We start from the raw sequence: 13,025 nt of genomic DNA, 5'->3' as shown, positions 1-13,025 counted from the left end.
AAGCACGAGCTTATTTTTAATGGAAATATTACGTAAATTCATCATTTAACTGTTGTTTATCAATACTTAATAAAATAACTGCTACGTTCAAGTGTGTCTTCTTTTTTTCTATTCATTCTTTATTGTACTGGAAAAATTAATTATTCTACTATAATTGCATGTTGTAACAAGAAGGAACTTATTCCAATTCCGACCTTGTTTATTGCCTTAAGGTTTACTTCAAATTTTAATTTATTTTCCACCACGACAAAGTTCATATGCGCTCCTTTTTTCCCATAACCGTTGCGTTCTGTTACTATAAGTACGGGTTTGCCAGAAAAATTAGAAAGCACTGTTTCAATTGGTATGGAGCAGTCAAAGGGAACAAATAAAATATTACAAAAACCAATGTCCTTCAAATTTTTATATTGGCTGACTTCAATTTTTTTTCTGTTTTTAACAACATGTAAGGATGCGTTTATTGGGCTTTCTTCAAGAATAGCGATTTTAAAAGGCTTGTTTTTAGGATAGTTTTTCCAATAGACGTAATCGACAAAACGAATTAGGAAATCAGCTTTTAGGTCATAATCCTTTCCTCCAGTAAGCTGTTGGGCAGCTAAAGGATTTGTGCCCAATAGTATTAGCATTATTCCAAATAGTAACAACTTGCTTTTAAGTGCCATATGTTTTATTCTTAAAAATTTTGAGCATTATAGTAGATATAGTTTATATACTGTTTTTCATTATATTCCGGATTTGTATTTGAAGACTTATAGATTCAAGATTAATAGTTAGTAAACAAAACGATAAAGTCCTGTTTTAAAGTTCAGATATCTTTTTAGTCTAAGTAAATTTAATCATTTAATATGTTGAATATTAGTATTTTGAGATAGATTTAATTCATTTTTTACTTTTAAAAGTAGATTCTAAATTATTGCATCAGAATTTATAGTTGAGCGATAAATTAAATAAAGTTCCCAGTTGACTAAAGTGATATCCTTCATACGTCATTTGTGAATAACGGCCATTGAATGTAACTAAATTATTTTGTGATTTTAGTAAATCAGGATCATTGAGAATGGCAGTTCCGGTTGCGTTTTCAGCCTTGAACTTCCATTCTGGGAGTACATTAAGGGCATTGTTTACATTAATACCGATTGTTAACTTGTTTGTTGCGAAGTAATTAACTCCTAAGTCAGTGACAATTTTCGGAATGAACTCCGTTCTTAAATTTGAATCAAGACCGGCTTGTTTATATGTCGTTTTTCCAAAATAGGTGTTGTTAAGGCAGAGGTCAAATTTCTTAATTTTATAATTTATTCCTAAAAGCCATTTGGTATCGGGTCTTGATGTAAACATTAGAGCGTTAAATGTCGCTCCGAAATTATCGCTTTTAACTGGAGAAATTCTTTTATTTTCTAATGTGATGTTCCCAGACAAATTGAGTTGCATTTCTCCAGTTCCTAAAACGACGGCACCGTAGTTCATGACGATATCCAAACCTGATGTTCTGGAATCGAAGGAATTTTCAAACCAAGAAACGGAACCAAATGAAGTACCCACTTTATCTCCTAAGATGATGCGGTCTTCCACTTTGATGTTATAATAATCTAGCGTTAAATTGAATTTTTCGTATGGTTTTGCGCCTATGCCTAGTGTGATATTGGTTGATTTTTCAGCATCTAGTTTGGGGATGCCTAAAACACGTGCCTGTACAGAAATATTATTAACTAATCCGCTAATTTGTACCCCTTGCCCAGGAACGAATGAGTATTGTGATTTTTGACTGTAAATTTGATGCATGGTTGGTGCTCTAAATCCAGTGGAAACGGAGCCTCGGATGTTGATTTTGTCCTCCAGAAACTTATATCTTGAGCTTAATTTCCATACCGTCGCTGCCCCAAAATCACTATAGTCTTCATAACGAATTGTTCCGTTTACTAAAAAATTTGGACTGAAATCATAGGCCAAGTCGAAGTATCCTCCCAAATTATAACGATTCCATTTGCCTGAATCTTCGGGTCTGTTACCGGAAAAAGAGTCGGCACCAAATCCTTCCCAAGAGGCTTTGTCGCCTTCGATAACTTCAAAAGTTTCGGTTCTGATTTCAGAACCGAAACCAATGCTTATTTTGTCAGATAAAACTTTGGAAATGTCTAAGTTACCAACAATATGGCTGAATGAAGCACCGCCGGGTTTAAAAAATATTGGGCTCTTCTCCTGATATACATTAATTCCGTTAGCGTCTTTTGTAGTTGATCTATTATGAGAGTTATTAACGGTGTAATTTTGGGAATTACCACCAACTGTTATACTCGCATCGGTGTTCCATCCATTTATTACTGACTTATATCCGAGGGTGGCGTTATAATCGTTCATATCACCTATAAAGGTCGGATGATACCCTCGGTACGACACTGCTGTTCCATCACCAAAGAAATCATATAAGTAGGGGAGGTTATTTGAAGTTATTCCGTTACCATAGCTCCAGTATGGTGTTCTGTAGTTAGCAAAGGAATTTACTTTTTTGTACACATAAGCAGCATTATAATACAGCTGTGTTTCGTCAGACAGATTAATCCCGCCATTTACTAAGAATTTTGCAGCTGCTGTTTCTGGAGCGCCGTTTATGTTTTTGGCATCTGGATATTTTGTGAGAAACGAGTTGATATCGTTTAAAGTGTTAAGGCCTTGTATCGTGCCGCCGTTGTCGGCAAACTCTCCTTCGTGATCTACTTTACCAGGTCTATTAGCTAAGTTCACCTTCGAAAAATCTAGGGTGTAATTGACAAAACCTTTATTGCCAATTGCGGAGCCATTATTCAAACTTACGCCTATCTGTTCACCGTCTCCTTCAGCCGTTATTCCTGTTCGAAATGTTATTCCTCCATCATTAGTTCTTTTTTTTAGAATAATATTTATTACACCCGCTATAGCATCAGAGCCATATTGTGCCGATGCACCATCCCGTAAAATTTCTACTCTCTCAATAGCATCTAATGGGATTGCTGATAGATCAGCACCGGTTTCACCTCTTCCGGGTGAGGTTTGAACATAGAGTAGAGAACTTAAGTTTTTTCGTTTACCACTGATTAGAATTAGGGTTCTGCTAGGACCCATATTTCTGATTTCGTAGGGATCAAGTAAAGAAGTAGCGTCATTTACAGGTGTTTGAGCCGTATTAAAAGAAGGGATTCGGTATTGCAAAGCTTTGTCAAAAGTAGTTTGTCCGGTTGATGTCAGTTCTTTTGCAGAGATGACATCAATTGGCAATGCCGCTGTCGTATTGCTTCTGGGGGCACTTCTGGTTCCGGTAACTACCACTTCATTGATTCCCGATCCGCCTTCTTCGGTTAGAAAAACGTTTAATATAGACTCTTTAGTATCAAATTCTTGTTTGGAAAACCTAATATAGCTAAAAATTAAAATGGCTCCCTCATCAACAGTAATCTGGTACGCTCCGTTAATGTCAGTAGAAACATTGTTACTTGTTCCTTTTTGTATTACGTTAACGCCTGCCAAAGGTGTGGCAGCGTTATCGAAAACGTAGCCAGAAATTTCTTTTTGTGCAAAAAGAAATGTGATATTTAGTAGCAATAATAGCAAGGTGAAATTTTTCATAATAAGTTTATATTGGTTCTTGTTCGAATTGAAATCAAGTGCAACACACTAATTGAAAGAAGTACCCATTTAACCAATTAAGACAGCCTTTAGTACAATGAGGGAAAGGAAGAGTGATTAAGAAATCGGATGGATAGTTATCTTGTTTTCCATTTTTGTAGTTTTTAAATTACTTAATACGATTTTTTATCAGCCAACATTGATTGGCAATAATACTAGTGGGACGTATAGATTTGGGTAATGTTTAGACCTTATATTTTGTAATGAATAGAACGCAAATTAAGAGTTCGATTGTCAATATATACTGATGCTACGCTTTCATTGGCTTTTGTAGGTGGGAAGCCAAAACATATTTAAGTTATTAGCCAAATACTTTTCTTAATAAAGCATTCGTTTAAAATTATTTTTTTAATAGTTGTAAACGACTGATAACGAGTATGTGTTTCGTATTTTTTACTAAGTAAATTTAGTTATTTAAAATTTATCGTTCTAAATTATAACATTAAAATTTTGATAAAAATTTAAACGAATAAATCTTTAATTACTTTGGATTTGTGGGTTTAGAGATATTGAAATCAGGTAGTTGTATGAGAAGTTCTCTTTTCTAAACCCCAATGTTTTTAAGTCTTTATTTTTTTTAATTTTAGTGGCATCCACAATCGTCTTTACCGCAACTTTTATCGGTTTTTTTCTTTTTAAAGAAGAATTTTTTAAGTAAAAAAACAACGGCAACTCCGAGTGCTACGAAAGCAAAAATTTCTTGAAACATATCGGTTTTATTTTAAAATTTGATAAGCAATTAAGGCTACAATGTAAGCAAACGAACTCATGAAAATAAGTTGTCCCAAAGGCCATTTCCAGGAATTGGTTTCTTTTCTCGTTATAGCGATTGTACTGGCACATTGCAACGCGAAAGCGTAGAATAACAGTAAAGATATTCCTGAAGCAAAATTGAATATTTTCTTGCCAGTTACGGGATTGACTTCTGCAGCCATTTTGTTTTTGATCGTGTCATCATTTCCAGTACTTCCCACACTGTAAATAGTGGCCAATGTACCTACGAAAACCTCTCTCGCAGCAAAGGAGCTAATGATCGCAATCCCAATTTTCCAGTCATATCCTAAAGGAGAAATGGCGGGTTCAATACTTTTTCCCATGATTCCGATATAAGAATTTTCTAGTTTGTATGCTGCCACTTTATTACTAAGTTCATCTTGCGATAAGCCAACGTTTTCCGTTTTTAAAAGTTGAATTGCTTCGGCATTTTTGAAGTTTTTCCCAGGGCCATATGAAGCCATAAACCACAGAACGATTGATATTGCTAAAATTATTTTTCCAGCACCAAAAACGAATGCTTTTGTTTTTTCAACAACATTAAGCGCTACGTTTTTAAACATAGGTAGTTTATAGTTTGGCATTTCTACCACAAAGAAAGTTTTACATTTTATTTTCAGGACTATATTAAGAATGTAAGCTGATAGAATAGCCGTTCCGAAACCAATAAGATACAATAGCATCAATGTTAATCCTTGAAGATTAAAAATTCCCAGTACATAAGTGTCGGGAATCACCAGCCCTATAATAATAGCATAAACGGGTAATCTGGCAGAACAGGTTGTAAATGGAGTTACCAGAATCGTTATTAATCGTTCTTTCCAGTTTTCGATATTTCGGGTGGCCATAATAGCCGGAATAGCGCAGGCCGTTCCAGAAATTAATGGAACTACGCTTTTCCCTGATAAACCAAAATTTCGCATAATTTTATCCATTAAGAATACGACTCTGCTCATATAACCACTTTCTTCTAAAATGGAAATAAATAGAAATAGGAAGGCGATTTGCGGAATAAAAATCAGTATTCCTCCGATGCCTGGAATAATTCCCTGCGATACCAAATTAGTTAAAACACCGGCTGGTAGCTCGCTATTGGCTAATGCGCTTAACGAAGCAAAAGTACTGTCTATAAAATCCATAGGGACTTTAGACCATTCGAAAATAGACTGAAATATTACAAATAAAATGACGAAGAAAATTACATATCCCCAAACTTTATGAGTCAATACGCGATCGAGTTTGCTACGAAAATCTTTGGCAATTGTTGCGTCTACTTTTAAACCTTCTTTTAAGACATCATTGATAAATTGATAGCGCTTGATGGTTTCTTTTTGTTGCAATCGTTTTAAATCGGAATGCGATTTAGTAAAAGAACCTTGAATCTCTTTTCGTTCTAAATTCAAGAAATTTACGTCTTGGGTTATTACCAGCCACAATTTATATAACAATTGATTAGGAAATGCTTTTCGAAGACTATTGAAGTATTCTGGGTCTATACTGGAAGCATTTAGGCAAGGTTCGGTTGTAATAGTTTTGTAGGTAACGATCAAATTTTTTAATTCATCAATACCAAAACCTTTTCGGGAGCTGATCAGCGCAATTTTTGTTTTTAGATGCTCTTCTAAATAGGGTATGTTTAAAGTAATCCCTTTGTATTCCATTCTATCAGCCATGTTAATGACTAAAATAGTTGGGATTTCTAAATCTTTTATTTGGGTGAATAACAGTAAATTACGTTTTAGATTTTCTACATCTGTAACTACGATGGCAACATCTGGATATAATTTATCGTTTTTATTCAGCAATAATTCAATAACAACATTTTCATCAATCGAACTGGCATTCAGACTGTAAGTTCCAGGTAAATCCAAGATGTTACCTTTAACATTATTAGGTAATTTGCAAAAACCTATTTTTTTCTCAACAGTGATTCCCGGATAATTCCCCACTTGTTGATTGAGACCAGTAAGTTGATTAAAAACCGAAGTTTTTCCTGTATTTGGGTTACCTATTAAGGCAATGTTAATATTCTGATTGATCATTAAAACTTGATTTTGATTAGTTCAACTTCAATCTCTTTGGCTGTTTCCACTCGAATAGCCAAATGGGAACCATTAATGTTTAAATACAAAGGGTCGCCAAAAGGTGCGATTTGAAGCAATTCAACCGTATTTCCAGGCAAGCAGCCCATTTCGAGTAGCTTTAATGGAATGATGTCAATATCAAAATCCTTGATAATGGCTTTATCCCCTTTTTTGAGTGAATTTATCGTTGTTCGCAAGTCTTATTTAGATTGAATTAATATTGCAAAAGTACATATTATAATACTAAAATAAATGATAATTATCACTTTTATAACGTCTGTTGAATAAATTAAGAATAAAAAAAAGTACTAAATGGTTGGTGTCGAAATAGTGAACATTTGTTTTGTTTAGGCAGATTACTCGTTGCTTAAAAAATTAATGTCGGTTATTAATTTTTCGATGTCTTCTTTTTTGGTGCCATCATAAAAACCACGAACTCTTTTTTTAGCATCTACTAACACAAAGTTTTCGGTATGTACCATGTCGTATAGCTCGCTTGGTTTTCCTAATTTGACAGCCAGATACGATTTTCTAGCCATGGTATAAATCTCTTTTTTATCGCCAGTAACGAGATTCCATTTTTTATCGTCAACACCATATTTAATGGCATATGCTTTTAGAACAGCTACGCTGTCAACTTCGGGAAATACGGTATGAGAAAGCAGCATTACTTTTGGGTTATTGATAATTGCTTTTTGGACTTCAAATAAATTAGCGGTCATTTTCGGGCAAATAGAACCACAAGTCGTAAAGAAAAAGTCGGCTACATATATCTTGCCTTCGTAATCTTTTTGAGTAATGGTTTTTCCGTTTTGGTTGACAAAAGAAAAATCAGCAATGGTGTGGTATTTACTAATATATTGTACGGTACTATCCACAAGTTCCGGATTAACATCTGATGGATTGTATATAGGCAGGGTTTTAGTAGGTTTCAGGGCTACGTAAAACAAGTAGAGCGTGATAGTGGAGAAGATTATGAAAACACCAATAAATATTCGGTATTTCTTAAAAATAGATTTCATAAAAATAATTTTTGCAAAAGTACAAAAAAGTGCGCTTTTTACCGCGAATTTATGCCATTGTAATTTTAACAAGTGTTTTGAAATTGGTATATTTTTTATCAATAGCTTTGTGACACTAACCAAATTAATTGTAAAAATGAAAATAAAACTGAATAAGGGGCTTCTTTTAGTGATTCCTACAATAATAGGATTTGCAGAGACTCAAGCTCAAACTGTTACTTCAAGTAAGGAACCGGGTATCAATGTTTCGTTCTTTGATAATACGGTAAAACCCGCAGATAATTTTTTTAGGTTCGTAAATGGAACTTGGCTTGACAAAACCGAAATTCCAAGTGATAGAACTTCTTGGGGAAGTTTTAATGAATTACTAAAAAAAACCGATAAAGATGCATTGACAATTTTGAAAGATGCGTCAAAAAATCCAATTTATAAATCGGAGACTGATCAAGGAAAAGCTATTAATCTTTTCAATTCGATTTTAGATACTGTTGCTAGAGACAAACAAGGCATTAAGCCGTTAGCTCCCTATTTGGCAAAAATTGACAAAGTAAAAAACATTCAGGACTTGCAAAAGTTGCTAATTGAAATGGAACCTATTGGAGGAGTTGGGTTTTTTGGAGTTGGAGTTGGAGCCGATGATAAAAATAGTGCTAAAAACTCTTTAAATCTTGGAGTTGGAAGACTAGGTTTGGCTGATAAAGATTATTATTCTTCAGAAGAAAAAGATACCAAAGAAAAAAGAGAGAAGTACGAGCAACATATTGCTAGAATGCTACAGTTTATTGGAGAAACTCCTACTCAGGCTAAAGTAAGTGCTAGTCAGATTTTAGCTTTGGAGATCGAAATGTCAAATCCACGTTTGGACAGAGTAGAACGCAGAGACGGAAGATTACAGTACAACCCGATGACTATTGCCGAATTACAGAAAATGACGCCGGCAATTAACTGGAGCGACTATTTCACTGGTATTGGTTTTGCAAAGTTAGATACGGTAGTCGTATCGCAGCCTAAATACATGAAAGCGTTGCAAACGATTCTTACCGAAAATAAAGTTTCGGCATGGAAAGAATATATGAAATGGACTTTATTAAATGGTTCAAGTAGTTTGTTAAGCAGTACCATTGATGCCGCTAATTTTGATTTTTATGGAAAGACATTAACTGGGGCAATCAAACAAAGAGCTCGTGAAGAAAGAGCATTGCAAACAGTTAACGGAACTATTGGTGAGGCTTTAGGGAAATTGTATGTGGAAAAGATGTTTCCTGCTGAAGCAAAAGAAAAAGCAGAGAAAATGATCCATAACATCATTTTAGCGTATCAAAACCGCATCAGCAATTTAACTTGGATGTCTGCAGAGACAAAAGTGAAAGCGATTGAGAAATTGAATAAGATTACCATCAAAATTGGATACCCAGACAAGTGGAAAGATTATTCGCAATTAGAGATTAAAAGTATTGCTACTGGTGGAAGTTATTTTGAGAACATGAAAAGTATTTCGCGTTGGAATTTCCAAAAAGATATTGACAAGTTGGATAAAGCCGTTGATAAAACAGAATGGTATATGTCTCCACAAACGGTAAATGCCTATTACAATCCTTCGTATAATGAAATTGTGTTTCCAGCAGCGATTTTACAAGCGCCTTTCTACAACTACCAAGCTGATGAAGCCGTTAATTATGGTGGAATAGGAGCTGTAATTGGTCATGAAATCTCTCATGGTTTTGATGATTCAGGGGCACGTTATAATGCAGAAGGAAACTTAATTGACTGGTGGACGGCTCAAGATTTAACGCGATTTACGGCGATGGGAACCGCACTCGCAGATCAATACAGCGCATTAGAACCGCTTCCAGGAGTTCATGTAGACGGTAAATTTACTCTTGGAGAAAACATTGGAGACCTAGGAGGTATAAATGCTGCTTATGATGGTTTACAATTGTATTTGAAAGAAAATAAAAATCCGGGACTCATAGACGGATTTACTCCTGAACAGCGTTTCTTCATTTCATGGACCACGGTTTGGAGAACCAAATCACGCGATGAAGCAATTAAAAGCCAAGTGAAAACGGATCCACATTCTCCGGGAATGTACCGTGCGTATGTGCCGGCTCAAAATGTTGATGCTTTTTATCAGGCATTTGATATTAAAAAAGGCGACGGTATGTATATCGAACCTGAGAAACGAGTGAAAATCTGGTAAATTAATAAAAGTGTAATTTTAAAAATCCTAAGTGCAAGCTTAGGATTTTTTTTAATTGTGAAATTTTAAGCTAACAATTGTTAAAAATTAGACAGTTGAAAATTACTTTTATATATTTATGAATAATTTTATTTACTATTTAATTATAGCAATAAACAGCATAAATTAACTAATCAACTATAAAAATGAAAAAAACAGCAATAGGTCGCTTCTTTTTGTGATTCCTGCACTTTTTGGACTTACAGTTACACAGGCACAAACAGCTGCAACTGCAAAAGAACCGGGGATTAATGTCAATTATATGGACAAGACGGTGAAACCTAGTAATAACTTTTTCCGTTATGTAAACGGAACCTGGTTAGACAATACAGACATACCTTCTGACAGAACGCGTTGGGGAAGTTTTGATGAGCTAAGACAAAAGACAGACGCAGATGCGTTGGCAATATTAAAAGAGGCAGCGACAAATCCAAAATACAAATCAGATACGGACCAAGGGAAGGCGATCAATTTGTACAAAACGATTCTAGATACTCTTGGTCGTAACAAATTAGGGATTACACCATTGAAACCGTACTTAAAAAAAATTGATGCGGTTAAAAATACCAAGGATTTAGAAGACTTATTAATCGAAATGGAACCCTACGGAGGGATTGGTTTTTTTGGCGCTAACATTGGTGCCGATGCTAAAAACAGTAATAGAAATGTAATCAGTGTGGGGCCTGGAGGAGTAGGTTTGCCAGATCGTGATTATTATGTTTCTGAAGATGCTGATTCAAAAGAAAAAAGAGAAAAATACGTGCTTCACGTGGCTAAAATGCTTGGGTTCTTTGGTGAAAAACCAGCCGAAGCTAAAGTACATGCTGAACAGATTTTAGCTCTTGAAATCGAAATGTCAAAACCTAGATTTGACCGCGTAGAAAGAAGGGACAGAAGAAAATCGTATAACCCGATGACGGTGGCTGATTTGCAAAAATTAACTCCGTCGATCAACTGGAATAGCTACTTTACAAAAATAGGATTGAAAAACGTGGATTCATTAATCGTTTCGCAGCCTAAATACATGACTGCTTTTGAGTCTATTTTGAAAGAAAACAAAGTGAACGACTGGAAAGCGTATATGCGTTGGTCGTTATTAAACAGAGCTTCAAGTCAGTTATCAACTACAATTGAAGATGCCAATTTTGAGTTTTACGGAAAAGCATTAACAGGCGCGGTAAAACAAAGACCAAGAGAGGAACGCGCCTTGCAAGTAATCAATGGAAGAATTGGAGAAGCTTTAGGTAAATTATATGTAGAGAAAATGTTTCCGGCTGAGGCCAAAGCAAAAGCGGAGAAAATGATAAAAAACATCTTTGTCGCTTTTGAAAACCGAATCAATAATCTAGCTTGGATGGCTCCGGAAACCAAAGTAAGCGCAGTTGAAAAATTACATAAGTCAAAAATTAAAATTGGATATCCTGACAAATGGAAAGATTATTCAGCTTTATTAATTAAGAGCCCGGAAGAAGGAGGGACTTATTTTGACAATGCAAAAAACATGGCTAAATGGAGTTTTGAGGAAGATTTATCCGACTTAACTAAACCAGTTGATAAAACCAGATGGGGAATGTCTCCACAAACAGTGAATGCATACTACAACCCGTCGTATAATGAAATTGTATTTCCTGCAGCGATTTTGCAACCACCATTTTACAATTACCAAGCGGATGAAGCGGTAAACTACGGTGGAATAGGAGGAGTAATCGGTCATGAAATTTCTCATGGATTTGATGATTCAGGATCACGATACAATGCCGATGGGAATTTAGTGGACTGGTGGACTGCAGAAGACTCTAAACAATTTTCGGCCTTAACTACAGCTTTGGCTAATCAGTACAGTGCGCTTGAGCCATTACCAGGAACTTTCGTTGATGGTAAATTTACCCTTGGAGAAAATATTGGTGATTTAGGAGGTATAAACGCAGCTTATGATGGTTTGCAATTGTATTTAAAAGAAAATGGAAACCCCGGCTTGATTGATGGCTATACGCCAGAGCAACGTTTCTTTTTGTCATGGGCTACAATCTGGAGATCTAAAGCACGTGATGAAGCAATTAAAAATCAGGTAAAAACAGATCCGCATTCTCCAGGGATGTACCGTGCGTATGTGCCTTTGCAAAATGTAGACACCTTTTATCAGGCCTTCGATATTCAAGCAAATGACGGTATGTACATCGCTCCAGAAAAAAGAGTTAAAATCTGGTAAATAGGTCGTACAGTTTATATAAAAAGAAATCCCAAGTTAACGCTTGGGATTTTTTGTTTTATATCACTTTGGCGAAAGCCAAAAATTAATTATTATTTTATACTTGCCGCAGCCAATCGACGGGTTTTTCTAATCGAATGATTTACCATATACAAACCAAAAATCGTGATTCCACCTCCTATTGCAATTGCCATTGTAAGTGATTCTCCAAAAATTAAAGCGCCTAATAGTACTGCGACAATTGGGTTGATATAGGCGTAAATACTATTTATTTCCGCTGGTAGTTTTTGGAGCATGTAGATGAACGCAATAAAAGTTAATACAGAGCCAATAATGACTAAGTAAGCAATCGACCACCAAGAAATTGCCGGAATTGATAGGATATTAACTCCAGTTCCAGTTGCGCCTGTGACGGCAAAAAGCATTAGACTTGAAATTAACATTTGCAATCCTAGGCTAAAATAAGGATTAAAAGTAGCGGCTTTTTTCTTAGTATATAAACTTCCAAAAGCCCAACTGATCGTAGCGGTTAAGGAAAGAAGAATCCCGAATCTAAAATCAGGTTGCAGGAAATCAGTCAGATGCTCATAGAAAATAACGCAAACGCCACCAAAGCTGATCATTAGTCCAAAAATGGCTAGTCTTGCTAATTTTTCACCCCTGAAAAAGCTAATAATAACAATCCATATTGGGAAAACGGCATTTATAATCGCGCCTAAACCACTACTGATGTATTTTACGCCCCAAGTACTGAGTCCGTTGCTCAATGCAAAATTAAGAACGCTTAAAATGACGATTGTTTTCCACTGTTTTCCTTTAGGCCAAGCCTCTTTTTTGTACAAAAAAAACGCAACATACAGTATTCCTCCAATAAATTGTCTGATTGCCGCTAGTTGTAATGCTGGCATGTGCTTAACTCCCTCTTTTGAAGCGATCCAAGTAGTTCCCCAAAAGAAACTTACAAAACATAACGCTAGTATTGGCAATCCGATAGCATTTATTCTGGTCGAAAAAGCAGCTTTTATTTTAGTTCTCAC

At 35.4% G+C, this 13,025-nt stretch carries 9 protein-coding genes; 2 read left to right on the top strand and 7 right to left on the bottom strand.

Going from position 1 to position 13,025, the window contains the following annotated elements; genetic code table 11:
* Nucleotides 1-140: 140 nt before the first annotated feature.
* The 6 genes from BMW63_RS00360 to BMW63_RS00340 form a co-directional block, all read right to left on the bottom strand.
* On the bottom strand, nt 141-662 hold the full coding sequence (locus BMW63_RS00360; protein ID WP_074720109.1) for a YfiR family protein: 522 nt from the start codon (nt 660-662) through the stop codon (nt 141-143).
* A gap of 256 nt (nt 663-918) precedes the next feature.
* Nucleotides 919-3,600, bottom strand: coding sequence for a TonB-dependent receptor (locus BMW63_RS00355; RefSeq protein WP_074720107.1), 2,682 nt, complete (start codon nt 3,598-3,600; stop codon nt 919-921).
* A 643-nt stretch (nt 3,601-4,243) separates the two neighbouring features.
* Nucleotides 4,244-4,369, bottom strand: a complete 126-nt coding sequence (locus tag BMW63_RS17950; RefSeq protein WP_139174179.1) for a FeoB-associated Cys-rich membrane protein — start codon at nt 4,367-4,369, stop codon at nt 4,244-4,246.
* A 7-nt stretch (nt 4,370-4,376) separates the two neighbouring features.
* Nucleotides 4,377-6,476 (bottom strand): ferrous iron transport protein B, encoded by a 2,100-nt coding sequence (feoB, locus tag BMW63_RS00350; protein ID WP_074720105.1) that lies wholly within the window; start codon nt 6,474-6,476, stop codon nt 4,377-4,379.
* Nucleotides 6,476-6,715, bottom strand: coding sequence for a FeoA family protein (locus tag BMW63_RS00345; RefSeq protein ID WP_074720103.1), 240 nt, complete (start codon nt 6,713-6,715; stop codon nt 6,476-6,478). The genes feoB and BMW63_RS00345 overlap by 1 nt, the downstream gene beginning before the upstream one ends.
* A gap of 159 nt (nt 6,716-6,874) precedes the next feature.
* Nucleotides 6,875-7,540, bottom strand: a complete 666-nt coding sequence (locus BMW63_RS00340) for an SCO family protein (protein WP_074720101.1) — start codon at nt 7,538-7,540, stop codon at nt 6,875-6,877.
* Nucleotides 7,541-7,676: 136 nt separating this feature from the next.
* On the opposite strand from BMW63_RS00340, the gene BMW63_RS00335 reads away from it, so the two are divergent.
* Nucleotides 7,677-9,740, top strand: coding sequence for a M13 family metallopeptidase (locus tag BMW63_RS00335; RefSeq protein WP_074721097.1), 2,064 nt, complete (start codon nt 7,677-7,679; stop codon nt 9,738-9,740).
* Nucleotides 9,741-9,957: 217 nt separating this feature from the next.
* The gene (locus BMW63_RS00330; RefSeq protein ID WP_175460246.1) at nt 9,958-11,988 is read left to right on the top strand and encodes a M13 family metallopeptidase; all 2,031 of its coding nucleotides are present in this window, start codon (nt 9,958-9,960) and stop codon (nt 11,986-11,988) included.
* A 92-nt stretch (nt 11,989-12,080) separates the two neighbouring features.
* Here BMW63_RS00330 and BMW63_RS00325 read toward each other — a convergent pair whose 3' ends face one another.
* The gene (locus BMW63_RS00325; RefSeq protein ID WP_074720097.1) at nt 12,081-13,025 is read right to left on the bottom strand and encodes a DMT family transporter; all 945 of its coding nucleotides are present in this window, start codon (nt 13,023-13,025) and stop codon (nt 12,081-12,083) included.

This window comes from Flavobacterium frigoris (genome assembly GCF_900111075.1).
GTDB lineage: Bacteria > Bacteroidota > Bacteroidia > Flavobacteriales > Flavobacteriaceae > Flavobacterium > Flavobacterium frigoris.
This window is presented reverse-complemented; position numbering and strand designations above follow the sequence as displayed.

Excerpts from the sequence above, each read along its gene's own strand:
- BMW63_RS00355 (WP_074720107.1), bottom strand. The coding sequence starts at position 3,600 with ATGAAAAATTTCACCTTGCTATTATTGCTACTAAATATCACATTTCTT.
- BMW63_RS00360 (WP_074720109.1), bottom strand. The coding sequence starts at position 662 with ATGGCACTTAAAAGCAAGTTGTTACTATTTGGAATAATGCTAATACTA.
- BMW63_RS17950 (WP_139174179.1), bottom strand. The coding sequence starts at position 4,369 with ATGTTTCAAGAAATTTTTGCTTTCGTAGCACTCGGAGTTGCCGTTGTT.
- BMW63_RS00340 (WP_074720101.1), bottom strand. The coding sequence starts at position 7,540 with ATGAAATCTATTTTTAAGAAATACCGAATATTTATTGGTGTTTTCATA.
- BMW63_RS00335 (WP_074721097.1), top strand. The coding sequence starts at position 7,677 with ATGAAAATAAAACTGAATAAGGGGCTTCTTTTAGTGATTCCTACAATA.
- feoB (WP_074720105.1), bottom strand. The coding sequence starts at position 6,476 with ATGATCAATCAGAATATTAACATTGCCTTAATAGGTAACCCAAATACA.